At 47.7% G+C, this 18,357-nt stretch carries 17 protein-coding genes; 8 read left to right on the forward strand and 9 right to left on the reverse strand.

All coding sequences use genetic code 11. The features are described 5' to 3' along the window. Positions 1–91 precede the first annotated feature (91 nt). The 4 genes from ccp to gadW all read left to right on the forward strand — a co-directional run bounded on the left by ccp (position 92) and on the right by gadW (position 5,380). Positions 92–1,489, forward strand: a complete 1,398-nt coding sequence (ccp, locus tag ACJHYR_RS08975; protein WP_072837510.1) for a cytochrome c peroxidase — start codon at positions 92–94, stop codon at positions 1,487–1,489. 210 nt (positions 1,490–1,699) lie between these two features. Further along, positions 1,700–3,100, forward strand: coding sequence for a glutamate decarboxylase (locus ACJHYR_RS08980; protein ID WP_167775944.1), 1,401 nt, complete (start codon positions 1,700–1,702; stop codon positions 3,098–3,100). Between the two features lie 358 nt (positions 3,101–3,458). Continuing rightward, entirely contained in the window at positions 3,459–4,283 is an 825-nt protein-coding gene (gene gadX, locus ACJHYR_RS08985; protein WP_059327895.1) for an acid resistance transcriptional activator GadX, read from the forward strand. A 368-nt stretch (positions 4,284–4,651) separates the two neighbouring features. Continuing rightward, entirely contained in the window at positions 4,652–5,380 is a 729-nt protein-coding gene (gene gadW, locus ACJHYR_RS08990) for an acid resistance transcriptional activator GadW (RefSeq protein WP_059327894.1), read from the forward strand. A 362-nt stretch (positions 5,381–5,742) separates the two neighbouring features. Here gadW and mdtF read toward each other — a convergent pair whose 3' ends face one another. Further along, positions 5,743–8,856 carry a multidrug efflux pump RND permease MdtF gene (mdtF, locus tag ACJHYR_RS08995; protein WP_000024897.1) on the reverse strand — a complete coding sequence of 1,038 codons (3,114 nt, stop codon included), beginning with the start codon at positions 8,854–8,856 and terminating at the stop codon, positions 5,743–5,745. A gap of 24 nt (positions 8,857–8,880) precedes the next feature. Next, the gene (gene mdtE, locus ACJHYR_RS09000) at positions 8,881–9,990 is read right to left on the reverse strand and encodes a multidrug transporter subunit MdtE (protein ID WP_306174501.1); all 1,110 of its coding nucleotides are present in this window, start codon (positions 9,988–9,990) and stop codon (positions 8,881–8,883) included. A gap of 107 nt (positions 9,991–10,097) precedes the next feature. Here mdtE and ACJHYR_RS09005 point away from each other — a divergent pair, with 107 nt between their 5' ends. Next, positions 10,098–10,376: a hypothetical protein gene (locus ACJHYR_RS09005; protein ID WP_001205327.1), complete on the forward strand. Its 279-nt coding sequence runs from the start codon at positions 10,098–10,100 to the stop codon at positions 10,374–10,376. Here the strand turns inward: ACJHYR_RS09005 and gadE are convergent, their stop codons facing one another. Then, a complete protein-coding gene (gene gadE, locus ACJHYR_RS09010; RefSeq protein WP_000576690.1) occupies positions 10,377–10,904 on the reverse strand; it encodes an acid resistance transcriptional activator GadE in 528 nt (175 codons plus the stop codon). Between the two features lie 799 nt (positions 10,905–11,703). Next, a complete protein-coding gene (hdeD, locus tag ACJHYR_RS09015; RefSeq protein WP_000965681.1) occupies positions 11,704–12,276 on the reverse strand; it encodes an acid-resistance protein HdeD in 573 nt (190 codons plus the stop codon). 254 nt (positions 12,277–12,530) lie between these two features. Here hdeD and hdeA point away from each other — a divergent pair, with 254 nt between their 5' ends. The 3 genes from hdeA to ACJHYR_RS09030 all read left to right on the forward strand — a co-directional run bounded on the left by hdeA (position 12,531) and on the right by ACJHYR_RS09030 (position 14,016). Then, positions 12,531–12,863 (forward strand): acid-activated periplasmic chaperone HdeA, encoded by a 333-nt coding sequence (gene hdeA / locus ACJHYR_RS09020; protein WP_000756550.1) that lies wholly within the window; start codon positions 12,531–12,533, stop codon positions 12,861–12,863. Between the two features lie 115 nt (positions 12,864–12,978). After that, on the forward strand, positions 12,979–13,305 hold the full coding sequence (hdeB, locus tag ACJHYR_RS09025; RefSeq protein ID WP_001298717.1) for an acid-activated periplasmic chaperone HdeB: 327 nt from the start codon (positions 12,979–12,981) through the stop codon (positions 13,303–13,305). A 63-nt stretch (positions 13,306–13,368) separates the two neighbouring features. Continuing rightward, entirely contained in the window at positions 13,369–14,016 is a 648-nt protein-coding gene (locus ACJHYR_RS09030; RefSeq protein WP_059327896.1) for an MgtC/SapB family protein, read from the forward strand. Between the two features lie 51 nt (positions 14,017–14,067). On the opposite strand, the gene ACJHYR_RS09035 is transcribed toward ACJHYR_RS09030, so the two are convergent. Genes ACJHYR_RS09035 through hutW form a run of 5 tightly spaced genes read right to left on the reverse strand, consistent with a single transcriptional unit; the run spans position 14,068 to position 18,343 of the window. Beyond that, positions 14,068–14,838: a heme ABC transporter ATP-binding protein gene (locus ACJHYR_RS09035; RefSeq protein ID WP_000622315.1), complete on the reverse strand. Its 771-nt coding sequence runs from the start codon at positions 14,836–14,838 to the stop codon at positions 14,068–14,070. Next, entirely contained in the window at positions 14,835–15,827 is a 993-nt protein-coding gene (gene shuU, locus ACJHYR_RS09040) for a heme ABC transporter permease ShuU/ChuU (protein ID WP_000910398.1), read from the reverse strand. The genes ACJHYR_RS09035 and shuU overlap by 4 nt, the downstream gene beginning before the upstream one ends. A gap of 48 nt (positions 15,828–15,875) precedes the next feature. After that, the gene (chuY, locus tag ACJHYR_RS09045; protein ID WP_000189349.1) at positions 15,876–16,499 is read right to left on the reverse strand and encodes an anaerobilin reductase; all 624 of its coding nucleotides are present in this window, start codon (positions 16,497–16,499) and stop codon (positions 15,876–15,878) included. Then, positions 16,499–16,993 (reverse strand): heme utilization cystosolic carrier protein HutX, encoded by a 495-nt coding sequence (hutX, locus tag ACJHYR_RS09050; protein WP_000020046.1) that lies wholly within the window; start codon positions 16,991–16,993, stop codon positions 16,499–16,501. The genes chuY and hutX overlap by 1 nt, the downstream gene beginning before the upstream one ends. 12 nt (positions 16,994–17,005) lie before the next feature. After that, positions 17,006–18,343: a heme anaerobic degradation radical SAM methyltransferase ChuW/HutW gene (gene hutW, locus ACJHYR_RS09055; protein ID WP_001095617.1), complete on the reverse strand. Its 1,338-nt coding sequence runs from the start codon at positions 18,341–18,343 to the stop codon at positions 17,006–17,008. Positions 18,344–18,357 lie beyond the last annotated feature (14 nt).

Raw genomic sequence — 18,357 nt, forward strand, 5'->3', positions numbered from 1 at the left:
TTTTTTATGATGGCTTTGTCTCGCAGAGACGTTTGCAGCATTCTGGAAAATTTTCTGGGTCACAATAACTCACCACCGTGAGGGAAGAATAATGAAAATGGTCTCACGTCTTACCGCGATCGGCCTGGCTGGCGTCGCGATTTGCTATTTAGGGTTATCTGGTTATGTGTGGTACCACGATAATAAACGCAGTAAACAGGCTGATGTTCAGGCATCTGCTGTCAGTGAAAATAATAAGGTTTTAGGCTTTCTCCGCGAAAAAGGATGCGACTATTGCCACACGCCTTCGGCAGAATTACCCGCCTATTATTATATTCCTGGCGCGAAACAGTTGATGGATTACGACATTAAGCTTGGATATAAATCTTTTAACCTCGAGGCCGTGCGTGCGGCTCTGCTGGCTGATAAACCCGTTTCGCAAAGCGATCTGAATAAGATTGAATGGGTGATGCAGTATGAAACCATGCCACCAACGCGTTATACCGCGCTACACTGGGCGGGTAAGGTAAGTGATGAAGAGCGGGCGGAAATACTCGCCTGGATTGCAAAACAACGCGCAGAATATTACGCCAGTAATGATACTGCTCCGGAGCATCGCAATGAACCGGTGCAGCCCATCCCGCAAAAACTGCCTACCGATGCGCAAAAAGTGGCGTTGGGCTTTGCGCTGTATCACGATCCCCGTTTATCGGCTGATAGCACCATTTCATGCGCTCATTGCCATGCGTTGAATGCGGGGGGCGTCGATGGCAGAAAAACATCGATTGGTGTTGGTGGCGCAGTGGGGCCGATTAACGCGCCGACGGTATTTAACTCAGTATTTAACGTTGAGCAGTTCTGGGATGGTCGTGCGGCAACATTGCAGGATCAGGCTGGTGGACCGCCGTTGAATCCGATTGAAATGGCGTCGAAATCCTGGGACGAAATTATTGCTAAGCTGGAAAAAGATCCGCAGCTTAAAGCGCAGTTCCTCGAAGTCTATCCGCAAGGTTTCAGTGGCGAAAATATTACTGATGCCATTGCTGAATTTGAGAAAACATTAATTACGCCGGATTCCCCATTTGATAAATGGTTGCGTGGAGATGAGAATGCGCTGACGGCACAACAGAAAAAAGGCTATCAATTATTTAAAGATAATAAATGTGCAACTTGTCATGGTGGTATTATTCTCGGCGGACGTTCCTTCGAACCGTTGGGGCTGAAAAAAGACTTTAACTTTGGTGAAATTACGGCGGCGGATATTGGTCGTATGAATGTTACTAAAGAAGAGCGCGATAAATTGCGTCAGAAAGTACCCGGTTTACGTAACGTTGCACTAACGGCACCGTACTTCCATCGCGGTGATGTGCCGACGCTGGACGGGGCGGTGAAACTGATGTTGCGCTATCAGGTAGGCAAAGAGCTGCCGCAGGAGGATGTGGATGATATCGTAGCTTTCCTGCACAGTCTGAACGGGGTTTACACGCCGTATATGCAGGATAAACAATAATTAATTTAATCGCCCGAACAGGAATGTTTGGGCGATTTTCATTACGATAATAAAGTCTGTTTTTAATATTATCATGTTAAATGTTTATATTATAAAAAGTCGTTTTTCTGCTTAGGATTTTGTTATTTAAATTAAGCCTGTAATGCCTTGCTTCCATTGCGGATAAATCCTACTTTTTTATTGCCTTCAAATAAATTTAAGGAGTTCGAAATGGACCAGAAGCTGTTAACGGATTTCCGCTCAGAACTACTCGATTCACGTTTTGGCGCAAAGGCCATTTCTACTATCGCGGAGTCAAAACGATTTCCGCTGCACGAAATGCGCGATGATGTCGCATTCCAGATTATCAATGATGAATTATATCTTGATGGCAACGCTCGTCAGAACCTGGCCACTTTCTGCCAGACCTGGGACGACGAAAACGTCCATAAATTGATGGATTTGTCGATCAATAAAAACTGGATCGACAAAGAAGAATATCCGCAATCTGCAGCCATCGACCTGCGTTGCGTAAACATGGTTGCCGATCTGTGGCATGCGCCTGCGCCGAAAAATGGTCAGGCCGTTGGCACCAACACCATTGGTTCTTCCGAGGCCTGTATGCTCGGCGGGATGGCGATGAAATGGCGTTGGCGCAAGCGTATGGAAGCCGCAGGTAAGCCGACCAACAAACCAAACCTGGTGTGCGGTCCGGTACAAATCTGCTGGCATAAATTTGCCCGCTACTGGGATGTGGAGCTGCGTGAGATCCCTATGCGCCCCGGTCAGTTGTTTATGGACCCGAAACGCATGATTGAAGCCTGCGACGAAAACACCATCGGCGTGGTGCCGACTTTCGGCGTGACCTACACCGGTAACTATGAGTTCCCGCAGCCGCTGCACGATGCGCTGGATAAATTCCAGGCCGACACAGGCATCGACATCGACATGCACATCGACGCCGCCAGCGGTGGCTTCCTGGCACCGTTCGTCGCCCCGGATATCGTCTGGGACTTCCGCCTGCCGCGTGTGAAATCGATCAGTGCTTCAGGCCATAAATTCGGTCTGGCTCCGCTGGGCTGCGGCTGGGTTATCTGGCGTGATGAAGAAGCGCTGCCGCAGGAACTGGTGTTCAACGTTGACTACCTCGGTGGTCAGATAGGGACTTTCGCCATCAACTTCTCCCGTCCGGCGGGTCAGGTAATTGCACAGTACTATGAATTCCTGCGCCTCGGTCGTGAAGGCTATACCAAAGTACAGAACGCCTCTTACCAGGTTGCCGCTTATCTCGCGGATGAAATCGCCAAACTGGGGCCGTATGAGTTCATCTGTACCGGTCGCCCGAACGAAGGCATCCCGGCGGTTTGCTTCAAACTGAAAGATGGTGAAGATCCGGGATACACCCTCTACGACCTCTCTGAACGTCTGCGTCTGCGCGGCTGGCAGGTTCCGGCCTTCACTCTCGGCGGTGAAGCCACCGACATCGTGGTGATGCGCATTATGTGTCGTCGCGGCTTCGAAATGGACTTTGCTGAACTGTTGCTGGAAGACTACAAAGCCTCCCTGAAATATCTCAGCGATCACCCGAAACTGCAGGGTATTGCCCAGCAGAACAGCTTTAAACACACCTGATAACATAACGTTGTAAAAACCGAATGCCCAACCTTTAAAAAACAGTTGGGCATTCGGTTGCTTATTAATCGCAATAATATATTGGCTGTCTATTCATCGTGTTGATAAGATATATGTTATATGAATGTTTGTTCAATGTAACGGATATTTTTAATGTCACTGCAAGGGATTATTTGCTTACTATTAATTTCACTGCGTTCTTAAGTGCGCCTTTTGTATTATAAATCCAGTCATCCTGCCGTAGATTATCATCCTGTTTTCCCGCTTCGTTTAAATTTATTTATCAATCAATTTGACTTAAGAGGGCGGCGTGCTACATTAATAAACAGTAATATGTTTATGTAATATTAAGTCAACTATGCAACCACTACATGGTAATTGTCTAATTGCGTACGCAAGACATAAATATATTCTCACCATGGTTAATGGTGAATATCGCTATTTTAATGGCGGTGATCTGGTTTTTGCGGATGCAAGCCAAATTCAAGTGGATAAGTGTGTTGAGAATTTCGTATTAGTTTCAAGAGACACGCTTTCATTATTTCTCCCGATGCTCAAGGAGGAGGCATTAAAACTTCATGCACATAAAAAAGTTCCTGCATTACTCGTTCATCACTGTACCAGAGATATTCCTGTTTTTCAGGAAGTTGCGCAACTATCGCAGAATAAGAATCTTCGCTATGCAGAAATGCTACGTAAAAGGGCATTAATCTTTGCGTTATTATCTGTTTTTCTTGAGGATATGCAGTTTATACCGTTACTTCTGAACGTGTTGCAACCGAATATGCGAACACGAGTTTGTACGGTCATCAATAATAATATCGCCCATGAGTGGACATTAGCCCGAATCGCTAGCGAATTGTTGATGAGTCCAAGCCTGTTAAAGAAAAAATTGCGCGAAGAAGGTACGTCATATTCACAGTTGCTTACTGAGTGTAGGATGCAGCGTGCTTTACAACTTATTGTTATATATGGGGTTTCAATTAAGCGAGTTGCAGTGTCCTGTGGATATCACAGCGTGTCGTATTTCATTTACGTTTTTCGAAATTATTATGGGATGACGCCCACAGAGTATCAGGAGCGATCGGCGCAGGGATTGCCGAACCGTGACCCGGCGGCAAGTATTGTTGCACAAGGGAATTTTTACAGCACTGACTGTTCTGCGGAAGGAATAAGATTATAGAGTTTTACTCAGACATAAAAAAAACCCGGCATAGGGGACCGGGAAGAGGATAGTCTGCCGTCTCCAGACTAATAAACCGTTATAACACTCCCTGTTGGCACGGGAAACTTTGTGCTCTCAGTAAGTTAAATATAACTTTTACTGGAAATAAGATCAGCCATTTTTTTATAAACATAAGCTATACGCTGTGCGAAAATATATTCGTGCTGCATTTACTTATTATCAATTAACTGTTATGCAAAACTACTTTGTGGATAAATTTTGGTCCTACCAAATCTGGCAGTTTTTGCGCTAAGAAACAGTCTGGCATCATTTCATTAGTATACTGAAATTGAAATAATCGCAGTAATGAAATATAAGGGATAGTCATGACTCATGTCTGCTCGGTGATCCTCGTTCGTCGTTCATTCGATATTTATCATGAACAGCAAAAAATATCGTTGCACAACGAGAGTATCCTGTTACTGGATAAAAATTTGGCAGACGATTTTGCGTTTTGTTCACCGGATACGCGACGACTGGATATCGATGAGCTGACAGTTTGCCATTACTTACAAAATATTCGTCAGATACCACGCAATTTAGGGTTACATAGCAAAGACCGTCTGTTAATTAACCTGTCACCCCCCATGCCGCTGGTGACGGCGATTTTTGATAGTTTCAATGACTCCGGGGTAAATTCGCCGATACTGAGCAAAATGCTCTATCTTTCCTGTTTATCGATGTTTTCTCATAAGAAAGAACTGATCCCCTTACTTTTCAATAGTATCAGTACTGTTTCAGGAAAAGTTGAACGCCTTATTAGCTTTGATATCGCCAAACGTTGGTATCTGCGCGATATTGCGGAAAGAATGTATACCAGCGAGAGTCTAATCAAAAAAAAGTTGCAGGATGAAAATACCTGTTTCAGTAAAATATTACTCGCCTCCAGGATGTCGATGGCCAGACGATTACTCGAGTTACGTCAAATTCCTCTGCATACTATTGCGGAAAAGTGTGGCTATAGCAGTACATCGTACTTTATAAACACATTTCGACAATATTATGGTGTAACGCCACATCAGTTTGCGCAACATTCGCCAGGTACCTTTTCCTGACATATTTTGCATTTGAATATTGGTCAGGATCTCACACCTGCTTCATGTGAAACTCTTCCCTGATGATTTCTGCCGGGCTACCGGCTAGTTCTCTTTCGCAGTTTGCCAGGCGGTATAGGTATTTTCAGGAGGAAAAGACTCGGCATGTTTGGGATTATTAAGCTGACAATTCATACGATTACGGGAATGTGGGTCAGTATTGTGTTGTTTAAATTGATGACGAATGGCTGGAGTGGTTTCTACTTTCAGTGCTGTGTACTAAGCCTGGTATTCCTGACGGTTAGCTGGTTGTTGAGTGGTGAATGGTTAGCAGGAAAGAGTAAGGCTGAACCCTCACGTTCAACCTTACTCTCATTTACACGTTACGCTTTTTTAAAGCGGGCAAAGAGATGTTCCACTACAACGAAAAAGACCGGAACGAAGTAAATTGCCAGCACTGTTGCGGCAAACATCCCGCCCATCACGCCGGTACCTACCGCGTTTTGCGCGCCAGAACCGGCACCATGACTGATAACCAGCGGCAGCACGCCGAGAATAAAGGCCAGAGAGGTCATCAGGATTGGGCGTAAACGCATTCGCGCCGCTTCGATGATCGCCTCTATCGGCGTTTTCCCTTCTTTCTGCATCATCTCAACGGCAAATTCGACAATCAGGATGGCGTTTTTGGCGGAAAGCCCGATGGTGGTCAGCAAACCAACCTGGAAGTAGACGTCATTACTTAAGCCGCGCAGATCGGTGGCCAGTAATGCGCCAACGACGCCTAACGGAACAACCAACATCACCGAGAACGGAATTGACCAGCTCTCATAGAGTGCGGCGAGGGCGAGGAACACCACGACCAGTGAAATGGCATACAGCGCGGGAGCCTGATTTGAGGATAACGCTTCCTGATACGACAGTCCGGTCCATGAGTAGCCGACGCCTGCCGGAAGTTTAGCGACCAGGTCTGCCATAAATTTCATGGCGTCACCGGTACTTTTCCCGGCTGCCGCTTCACCTAAAATCTCCATTGACGGGATGCCGTTGTAGCGTTCCAGTCGCGGTGAACCATAGGTCCATTCGGTAGACGAATAGGCCGAAAGCGGTGCCATCGTGCCAGAGGCGTTGCGTACATACCATTGGTTGATGTTATCCGGCAACATACGGAACGGCGTGCCTGCCTGGACATACACTTTTTTCACCCGCCCCTGGTTGAGGAAGTCGTTCACGTAGCTGCTGCCGAAGGCGGTGGAAATTGTCTGGTTGATATCAGACAGCGCCACGCCCATCGCTTCAGCTTTCGCAGCGTTGACGTTGACTTTGAACATCGGCGTATCTTCCAGGCCGTTCGGGCGAACCCCGGTGACTTGATTTGGTGATTGCGCTGCCAGTGATAATAGCTCGTTTCGCGCCTGGGTCAGTTTTTCGTGCCCCAGGTTACCGTTGTCCAGCAGTTCCATATCAAAACCTGACGCGGTACCCAGTTCAGCCACCGCGGGTAAGTTGAACGGGAAGACGACGGCTTTATTGATACTGCTTAACGCAATCATTGCCCGCTGAATGATCGCGGTAACCGAGTTTTCCTCACCGACACGTTCAGACCACGGCTTGAGACTGATAAACGCCAGGCCGTTGTTTTGCCCCTGGCCGCTGAAGCCAAAGCCGCCAACGGTAAATACCGACTGGACATTATCTTTCTCTTTAGTCAGATAATAATCCGTCACCTGTTGCAGCACTTTCGTGGTGTTAACCATGGTGGCACCGGAAGGTAACTGCGCGGTGGTCATAAATACCCCCTGATCCTCTTCTGGTAAGAAAGAGGTCGGCGTGCGCAGGAACAGCACTGCCATCCCGGCGCAAATCAGGAGGTAGACCACCATGTAGCGACCGGTACAACGCAACAGCGAGCGGGTGCTATCGGTATAGTGCTGAGTTGATTTTTCAAACAGCGTGTTGAAGCGTGCGAACAGGGCGTTAGGTTTATGACCGCCTTCCGGCGCGGCTTTCAGAATGGTGGCGCACAGGGCAGGGGTCAGGCTCATTGCCACAAATACTGAAAGCAGCATGGAGGAGATCAGCGTGATGGAGAACTGGCGGTAGATCTCCCCGGTTGCACCGCTCATAAAGGCCATCGGCATAAACACTGCGGAAAGAACAACGGCAATCCCGACCAGCGCACGTTGGATCTGCCCCATCGATTTATGCGTTGCTTCCTTCGGCGGTAGCTTATCTTCCGCAATGACACGCTCGACGTTCTCCACCACCACGATGGCGTCATCCACCAGTAACCCTATCGCCAGCACCATCCCGAACATAGTTAACGTGTTGATGGTGAAACCGACCGCCGACAAGATCGCAAACGTCCCGAGAATAACCACCGGTACGGCAATCGTCGGGATGATTGTGGCACGGAAATTCTGCAAAAACAGATACATGACCAGGAAGACGAGGATGATAGCCTCAACCAGTGTTTTAAAAACTTCCTGAATAGAAATTTCGATAAACGGCGTGGTGTCGTAAGGATAAACCGTCTTCAGACTTGCGGGGAAATAGGCTGATAAGCGGTTCAGCTCCTCTTTGACTGCCCGCGAGGTATCCAGGGCGTTTGCTCCGGTAGCCAGTTTGATGGCGATCCCGGCAGCAGGTTTGCCGTTATAGCGCGCCACGGTGGAATAATCTTCCGCTCCAAGTTCGACGCGGGCGACATCACGCAGCAGCACTTGCGAACCATCTTGCTGAACTTTCAACAGGATTTTGCCAAATTCTTCCGGCGTTTGCAGACGCGTCTGCACAATGATCGAGGCGTTTAGTTGCTGGTCTGCCGCCTGTGGCATGCCACCCAGTTGACCACCAGAAATCTGGTTGTTCTGCACCTTAATCTGGGAAATAACATCGGAAGGTACCAGATTGTATTTATTGAGTTTTTGCGGGTCCAGCCAGATACGCATGGCGTACTCGGAACCAAAGAGCTGTACGCTACCAACGCCCGCGGTACGGCTTAGCGGGTCTTTGATATTAGACGCTACATAGTCCGCGATATCGTACTGGTTGAGGCTGCCGTTATCAGAAATAAACGCCGCTACCATCAGGATATTACTGCTCGACTTATCGACGCTAATCCCCTGCTGCTGCACCGCTTCAGGTAATGAAGGCATAGCGAGCTGCAGTTTATTTTGCACCTGAACCTGTGCGATATCAGGAGATGTCCCAGTCTCGAAGGTCAGAGTGATAGAGGCATTGCCCGCCGCATCACTGGTTGAAGACATGTACATCAGGCCATCAAGCCCATTCATATTTTGCTCAATCACCTGAGTGACCGAGTCTTCTACCGTTTGCGCATCGGCACCTGGATAGGTAGCGCTGACGGTAATGGTCGGTGGCGCAATCTGCGGATACTGCGCAACCGGTAAGTTCATGATCGCCAGACCGCCTGCAAGCATCATAATAATGGCAAGTACCCAGGCAAAAACCGGGCGATCAATAAAATAGTTAGCCATGAAAGTCCCCTTAAGCCTGCAACGTTATTGTTTCGATTCGGTGCTGGCGTTTTCCTGGCTGGAGGAAATTGCTCGTGCTTTGATACCCGGACGAATGCGTTGCAAACCGGAAACGATCACCCGATCGCCAGCCTGCAAGCCAGAGGTTACAACCCACTGGTCGCCGATGGCTTTGCTGGCTTCGATTTCGCGTAGCTGCACGACATCGTCTTTATCCAGAATGAGCGCCGTTGCTTTACCCTGGGCGTTGTGGGTGACGCCTTCCTGCGGCACCAGTAATACATTCTGGCGGCTACCTTCATCCACTAATGCCGTGACATACATGCCAGGCAGCAAGTCACCATTTGGGTTGGGGAAAATCGCCCGTAACGTCACGGAGCCCGTGGTTTCATCCACCGTCGGGTCGGAGAATTTCAGCGTGCCGGTCTGGCTGTAACGTTTACCATTTTCCAGATTGAGCTGTACTGGCGTACTGCCCTGAACCTGTTTGATTTGCCCACTGGCGACCTCTTCTTTCATACGCAAGAAATCCTGCACCGACTGCGTGAGATCGACATAAATCGGGTCCAGACGTTGTACGGTAACCAGCGAATCTGCCTGATTAGCGGTAACGAGTGCGCCGACGGTCACCGACGATTTCCCGCTGACGCCCGTAATCGGCGAGGTGACATTTGCGTATTGCAGGTTGATAGTCGCCTGTTCAACAGCCGCTTTGGCGACGGTGACATTGGCTTCTGCTTCATTCAACTGGGTGCGCGCGGTGTCGTAATCCTGACGGCTAACGTAGTTGGTCTTCAGCAACGATGCCTGGCGGTTAAAGGTGATGCGGGCATTGCTGGCGGTAGAGAGCGCTTTCGCCAGCGTGCCTTTGGCGGAGTTCAGCTCGGCCTGTAAAGGTGCAGGATCAATCTGATACAGCGAATCGCCCTGGTTCACTTTATCGCCTTCGATAAAGTTGCGTTTAATGATAATACCGCCCACCTGGGGACGTATCTCGGCAACTTCATAAGGAACGGTTCTACCGGGTAATTCGCTCAACACATTGACCGAACCGGGGGAGAGCGTGACGACACCGACCTCAGGCGTCATGGCGGCGGCGTTTTCCGCCGATTTGTCATCGCAGGCGGTGAGCATCGCGCCGCAGAATAACAACGGTATTAACAGCTTTCTTCTTCTGTTCATTTTAGTCCCTGAAAATTCTTGAGAAATAACGGTTCTTTAAATTGCGCGCGAGGAGAGATATGAGGGATTTACAGACCAGCGGCATAGTGGGGTTGTCAGCCAGTAAGGTGGGATACAGGCATAGTGATCGACATGGTGAGGTCAACGACAAAAAAAATGTTGCCGTTCTGCCAACAGTTCCTGCCAGCATTCGGGCAACGAAGGGTTCTACTGGTGGATACACATACCAGGGGAATAAAGTCGTTTTCGCCTCTCCTTTAGTAATCACCGGGGGTAATGAAATCAGCATCTGCATCCCTCGTCATGCCAGCCATCAATTTCAGTTGCTTATGTCCTGACTAAAAATAAGATGTGATACCCAGGGTGACGATGTCGCTCATACGTCTTAGTTTCAGCTTGTACATAATGTTGAATTTCTGAATCTTTAATGTTTGTTGCGAAATATTGAGCGTCGACGTGATATTGCTTTCATTTTTATTTTTCAGAATCAGTTGCATAATTTTGAACTGATTATGTGAAAAACATAATTGTGAATTCTTATGGGGCAAGTGTTTACCATAAGTAATCTCAAGAAGATTTTTGATACTTTCTTTGCGGCTAACAAAATAAATAGGCGCTTTAGCTTTTAGTTTACTGATGTGATAAGGTGCCAAAACAATAATTCTCTCGGCATCTAATTTCTCCAGAAATTTAATCGCTTCTTCATCAAGGATATGATTGTGATAGGTATCAATGATAACCTTGAAGGGTTTATTGCCTACTTTTTTGATCTCTGACAGGGAATTGATTTTTATCATTTCGTGATTATCTTTCAACTGCCAAAAGCCCTGTAAAAGAAAAGAATCTTTCGTCATGAGAAAAATCATAACTTGCTCCTTAGCCGTTATCGTTTCGAACATGTCATCCTTTTCATTATTTACATCCTTGTCCGAATCGTTGTTCAATATAGTAAACGCCTATAAGAACTTTGCCCTTCGTGAACTAATACGTCTATTAACACTAATCAATACTTCAGATTTATCCATCACGCACTCCATATATTGATCCTAAGTAAGATTCCTGGTTGTTATCAATTTGTAAATGGTAAACAAAAAGTTAACGTTTGCGGATTACTGCCCAAGAATAAGTTATCAATAACCAGTTTGTGATCTCTGAAGAATATTACTAAAGTTAAAATGTAATCCGATTTAAATATCGAGTCTCCTTGTTTCGACTTAAGCTGGCAATTGGATTGCCAGCTTTCTTTTAACGCATTGAAATTACCTGAGTAAATAACGCATTCATGTCTTCAGGTTTTTATATAGCGTCTGGAGACACGGATATTTATGCAATGTAATCAACGCCTGTTGCAAAAAAATGAACCCGGATTACTTATTTAACCGCCCATAGCATCAACGCTTACAGAACTCTTTGTTCACTTTCCCACAGCACTTTTAAAACATTAAACCTGACTACGGAAAATATCAGCCATGATAATGTTTGAAATGGCTAATTTGCCATGGAATGAAAAAAATCAGATGAAATTCAGTAGGTTGAAATAATTCATCAGCAGGTAATTATTTCAATGATAGTGCGCAATTGATCTACAACGCTGTGTAGCGGAGAGAGTATTAATCGGATCATAGTCACATCAAGTGACTATGATCCGGGTGACAACAGGGATAATTATTGCTGCTTAACGAACAAACTGGCGAAGCTGAACAGGCTGGCGGCGCTAAATATCAGTTCAATACCCACCAGTGTGGAAACCAAAGTTACAGACACCATCGGCGTTGCACCAAGGAATATCCAGGCAATGACGATATCCAGCACACCAATAACGAGCTGTAGCCAGCTGCCTTTCATTGAACGCTGACGATACCAACTCATCAGTCGAATAACCCCTGCAACACAGAACAAACCGGCAATAAATGCCGCAATGGCAAAAATGCCCAGCTCCGGTGCGCGGATGAAGAAATAGCCGATCAATAAATAGGCGACTGCGACGAGGAAACCGGATAATACCGGCCAGAAATTATGACTGCGGTTGCTGAATAATCCAACAATAAGCGCAACGCCCGAGCAGATTAATAATGCACCCACTACCGTGCTTAAAATATCGCCAGAGACGAACGGGAAACTGATACACAGCAACCCGACGATAAACAGCAACACGGCAATAAACTGGATTGCTCTGCGATGCTTTTTCAGCATCTCCAGATCAAACTTCAAAATTGTTGCCTTATCTATATATAACATAGAACCACCCTATAAAATTAAGAAGAAAATCCCCTGCTATCAATCTATGCCAAAAACGCGTCTAAGAATGCAGTCGATTTAATAAAAATTTCCTAATTACAGTATCTGATGCATCTGTAACTCATTGTATTGAAATAAAAATATCTGATTTTGATATTTTCCATCAACATGACATATACAGAAAACCAGGTTATAACCTCAGTGTCGAAATTGATTCGTGACGGCTCTTTCACTTTATAGTTGAGGATATTACGATGAAAAAAGTATTAGGCGTTATTCTTGGTGGTCTGCTTCTTCTGCCAGTTGTGAGCAATGCAGCGGATGCGCAAAAAGCAGCTGATAACAAAAAACCGGTCAACTCCTGGACCTGTGAAGATTTCCTGGCTGTGGACGAATCCTTCCAGCCAACTGCAGTTGGTTTTGCTGAAGCGCTGAACAACAAAGATAAACCAGAAGATGCGGTTTTAGATGTTCAGGGTATTGCAACCGTAACCCCAGCTATCGTTCAGGCTTGTACTCAGGATAAACAAGCCAACTTTAAAGATAAAGTTAAAGGCGAATGGGACAAAATTAAGAAAGATATGTAATTCCGGGAATGCGTTACATCGTACTTCCTTGCATATTGAACAGGCCGGAATATCTTCTTTAAAAGCAGCTATTCCGCCTGTTCATATATAATCTCTATATTGAATGGGTTACAAAATGAATATTTCATCTCTCCGTAAAGCGTTTATTTTTATGGGCGCTGTAGCGGCTTTGTCACTGGTGAACGCACAATCTGCGCTGGCAGCCAATGAATCCGCTAAAGATATGACCTGCCAGGAATTTATTGATCTGAATCCAAAAGCAATGACACCGGTTGCATGGTGGATGCTGCATGAAGAAACAGTATATAAAGGTGGCGATACCGTTACTTTAAATGAAACCGATCTCACTCAAATTCCTAAAGTGATCGAATACTGCAAGAAAAACCCGCAGAAAAACTTGTATACCTTCAAAAATCAAGCATCTAATGACTTGCCGAATTAATGAGGTACAAGTAAAAAGGAGTAGCAAGTTGAGCCATCTTGCTGCTCCTTTTTGCATTTTTATATGACAGCAGAATTTATTATACGTCTTATACTCGCAGCAATTGCCTGTGGCGCTATTGGCATGGAAAGGCAAATGCGCGGCAAAGGAGCAGGGTTACGCACACATGTATTAATTGGCATGGGAAGCGCCCTGTTTATGATTGTTTCGAAATATGGTTTTGCTGACGTACTGTCTTTAGATCACGTCGGACTGGACCCCAGCCGTATTGCTGCTCAGGTGGTGACGGGCGTCGGGTTTATCGGCGCAGGTAACATTCTCGTTCGTAACCAAAATATTGTAGGTCTGACGACGGCAGCGGATATCTGGGTGACCGCCGCCATTGGTATGGTTATTGGTAGCGGTATGTACGAACTGGGCATTTATGGTTCAGTGATGACCTTGCTGGTGCTGGAAGTCTTCCATCAATTAACCTTCCGCCTGATGAACAAAAATTACCATTTACAGCTGACATTAGTGAACGGTAATACGGTATCAATGCTCGACTGGTTTAAGCAGCAAAAAATAAAAACGGATTTAGTTTCGTTGCAGGAAAGTGAAGATCATGAAGTGGTCGCCATTGATATCCAGCTTCATGCCACAACGTCGATAGAAGATCTGTTGCGATTATTAAAAGAGATGGCAGGGGTGAAAGGCGTTTCAATTAGCTAATCTGTATAGTTATTTATTCGCAGGAGTACCAGTGCGGTACTCCTGTTGCTTTTAATGATCGAGGACGATCAGTGGTGAATGGTTGGCAGGATCTTTAAGTACGGTAATATCCGCGCCGTAGAGCATTGTCAGCGCCTGCTGTGTCAATACGTCCTGCGGTTTACCATTTGCGATAACCTTTCCTTTTTGCATTAATACAATACGGTCTGCATAACGCGCGGCAAGATTTAGATCGTGCAATACGCAGCAAACATTGAACTGCCGTTCGTGAACTAACTGGCGTAATAAACGGAACAAGTGCTGCTGATGGTGAATATCCAGCGCCGAAGTTGGTTCATCAAGAAATAACCATTTCGGTGAGGGAGTAGGTTCCCAGAGTTGCACCAGCAGGCGCGCTAATTGCACGCGCTGTTGTTCACCACCGGATAATTGCCGATAGTCGCGGTTTGCTAACGCCTGACAGTCACATAACGCCATTATTTGTGCTGTTTCATTATCCTGATTACCAGTACGATGCGGATGCCGCCCCATCTGGATAACTTCTTGTACGCTGAATGGAAACGCCATGTGGCTATTTTGACGCATCACGGCCCGGTGTTTCGCCAGTTCAGTAATCGACCATTCATTTAATGGCTTATTAAACAACCGACATTCGCCGCTATCAGGTTGAAGATAGCCGGTTAACTGGCGAAGCAGCGTAGATTTTCCCGCACCATTAGGGCCGAGAATGGCAACAATTTCCCCACCGGGAAAAGTCAGCGAGACATTATCAGTCAGACGCCGCCCCTGAAGGCTATAAACCAGATTCTGGGCGCTGATCATGTGATCCTCCGGTTGCGCAGAATCAACCACATAAAATAAGGACCACCAAGCAGGCTGGTTAATAATCCCACGGGCATTTCTGCTGGCTGTACCAGCGTGCGGGCAAGCGTGTCTGCCATCAGCAATAAACAGGCTCCGGCGAGGGCGGAGCAAGGGATTAGCCAGCGGTGATTTGCCCCGGTAGTCATACGAATCAGATGCGGGATCACCAGGCCAATAAAGCCGATAATGCCGCTTACCGATACGGCGGCACCAACGAGCAGTGAGCTCACTAACAGTAATTGCTGGCGTTTACGCTTAACGTTCACGCCGAGGTAGTGGGCTTCTTCATCACCGAGCTGCAGTAAATTCAGCGTTCCGGCGAGACAAGTTGTTGCGATAATGGCCGGTAGGATGAATGAACTGGCAACCAATAACGTCGGCCATTGCGCCTGTCCAAGATTGCCCATCATCCACAATGTGAGTTGTCGTAGCTGCTGCTCATCGCCGATATAGCTCAGTATGCCGATCGCTGCGCCGCACAGGGCATTGATGGCGATACCGGAGAGTAATAATTGCATCATGCTGCCATCGCGATGGCGCTGCGTGATGAGAAAAATGATGGTGCAGACCACTAAACTTCCGGCAATGGCAAACACCATTTGCTCATAGAGCACCAGCGCCACGGGGAAGGAGAAGGGCAGCACAATAGCAACGCCGACCATTAATGCAGAACCGCTACTGACGCCGAGTAATCCAGGGTCAGCCATTGGGTTGCGAAAAAGCCCCTGCATAATTACCCCGGCGGCTGCCAACGCTGCACCTACCAGCACCGCCAGCAAAACCCGTGGTAGACGAATATTGAGCCAGATATCGCGGTATTCCTCATCAAAAAGGGCATCAAAACTGATCTTTAACGCTCCCTGACTGGCACCGAACAGCACCAGAGCGAGCAATAATAGTGATAGCCCCATAAAGATCCTGGCGGAAGAGAGTGAATCCTTGAGCACGCAAAACTCCGTTACGACATTACGGCGCGGAGATTCCGCGCCGGGGTATCACGCCGGTTTCAGGTCCGGTTCAATCAGACTGTGGACCTGCTGGTTAAGTGCTGGCGCATTTGCCAGTTCATGGATATGTGCGGCGACATCGGCACGGTGAACAAAACCATGACACTCCTGATTTTGTATCCGTTGTGCTTTGCCCGTTGCCGCCCCATCAAGCAGACCGCCAGGGCGGAGAATGGCGTAATCAAGCTGGCTGGTTTGCAACCAGCTTTCCGCCAGCGTTTTTTCCCGTACCGCCTGACCAAACGCAGCCTTTGCCCGCTCCGATAAAAACGGCCAGCTATCGCCGCATCCCAAAGAGGTCACCAGAATCATGCGACTGATGCCGGCCTTTTCGGCCTCATCAATCACTGTTCTGTGCGCCAGATAATCCTGAGCTCCTCCCATTGTTGAGATGATAAGCGCATCCGGGCCAGCTGCGCGGCAAGCAGCCGCAACTACGCTGGCATCACAGGCGTCGCCTGTAAAAACCTGTACGCCTTGTTGCGCCAGTTTCGTGGCGGCATCGGCATGACGAATGACAGCAACGACCGGACGTTGTTCCGCCAGCGCCAGTTCAAGCGTTCTGGCACCCACACCTTTTCCGCCTGCGCCAAAGAGTAGCCACGGCGTCATCAGGCGTGTTCCTTTAACGATGCCGCCAGAGCATGGAAAGCGTTGACCTGTTCGCTCAGGAGCTGACGATGGTCATCCCTGCCGAGGAAGATTTTCAGCATGGCGCTGCCTTCCTTATTGAAAAAGAGAATAGAGGCGGTGTCCATGCCCATAAATTTACGTTCGATCAAGGCAATATGCGTGCAGTTTTCTGCTTTGATATGCCCGGACATGCCGTGCTTTCCGCGTAGGTTGAAATAGCCGTGGCGGTGGAAACCCGAAGGCAGTTCGCCGCTAAATTCGAGGATTACATCGGCAGTATGTACTAACGTGGTGACGTTGCCCCATTCGCAGACGGTATCCCAGACAGTATCGAATTTATCGCCTGACACTATGGTAGAGGAGGGTAGATTTCTCACTACCTCCAGCAGTGTGGTGTTGTATTGTTCGGCTACCACCTCCAGCGTACCGTCCGGCTCCGTTTTCAAAAATTCTTGTAACGAGACATGGCTCATAAATCACTCCTGTTATGGTTTTTCACGCACAATCGCTGGCGCATTAAGTACCTGAATTAGTTCATTAAGAGACTGCAAAATATTGCTTGCCCAGAAACGACCTTCATTAGTCAGCCGCAGGCAAGTTGACGCATCGCGGCTTAAGCCTTTTTGGTGCCATTGAGCCAGTAACGGCGCGAGTTTTTCGGCATGTGGCGTAAGTTCATCCAGCGGTACACGCGCTGTTTCAACACCTGACTGCAAGGTATGACGCCATTGCGCATTACGTTCGGCGTTACGCATGATCATCATCAGCGGTTTTTTGCCTGCCGCGACGGATTCATGCCAGGTCTGCAGATTGCGTTCGTTCATCCAGGAGTAACCATTAATCGAACCGCCGGCTCCGGAACCAAAGGCCAGACAATCGGCACCTTGTTTTATCAGCAGGTTATAGAGATTGCGTTCGCGTGTGGTACGGCCCCAGTGGCTGTTACTGATGCAGCGCCAACCGGCATCGTCCATAAAATCACACCCTTGCAGATAAAGATCGCGACGTTCTGCCGGTGAGGGTACGGTAGTGCGCCCATTTTCCACGGCTTTGCCCAGCGGTGTATTGGGCAGGACATTGAGCGCATAGAGATCGACGCCGTCGAGACCGATATCGCGAGCAATAGCCAGATCTTCTCCCCAGGTTTGCGCATCCTGACCCGGCAGGCCAAACAGCAGGTCACAGACCACCGCAGCACGGTCACGTTTGACCAGGCTTTCCATAAACGCAATGGCGGTTGGGCCATCCGAGGTGCGGGCCATTTTCTTGCGGATTTTGCTGTTAAACGACTGGATACCAATTGAGAAGCGGTTTGCTCCTGCATCAAGACAACCATCGATTCGCTCAGCGTCAAAATTCAGTACCCGGCCTTCGATAGTGATTTCACAATCAGGGGCCAGTGGCAGCTTTTCTCGTAATGTGGTGATGATTCTGGCCAAATCGTGTGCCGAAAGCGCGGAAGGCGTACCGCCACCGAAATAGACCGCGTGGATGGGGGCAGACTGATGCAATACGCTGTCCGCTTCCATTTCTATTTCACGAATCAGGGCGTCGGTATAATGAGCACACGCATCTTCATTAAAACGGTTCTGATAAAAGCCACAAAACGTGCAGTGTGTCGCACAAAAAGGAATGTGTAGGTAAATCAGTCGCTTACGAGGTGATGCCGTTTGATTGATCATCTCTTGCCAGGTCTGTGCCAGTTGCTCTTTGGCAACCGGAATGGCTCCACGAAACGGCATCATGGCGCGCCTGTCTTTAAATGGCTGATCACCGTCTAAAGCAAAATGTGGCGTGAGATCCAGGGTGTTATTTGTGTTCATTCGTCTGATTTAAA

The organism is Escherichia sp. WS1450 (genome assembly GCF_046487395.1).
Taxonomy (GTDB): Bacteria; Pseudomonadota; Gammaproteobacteria; order Enterobacterales; family Enterobacteriaceae; genus Escherichia; species Escherichia coli.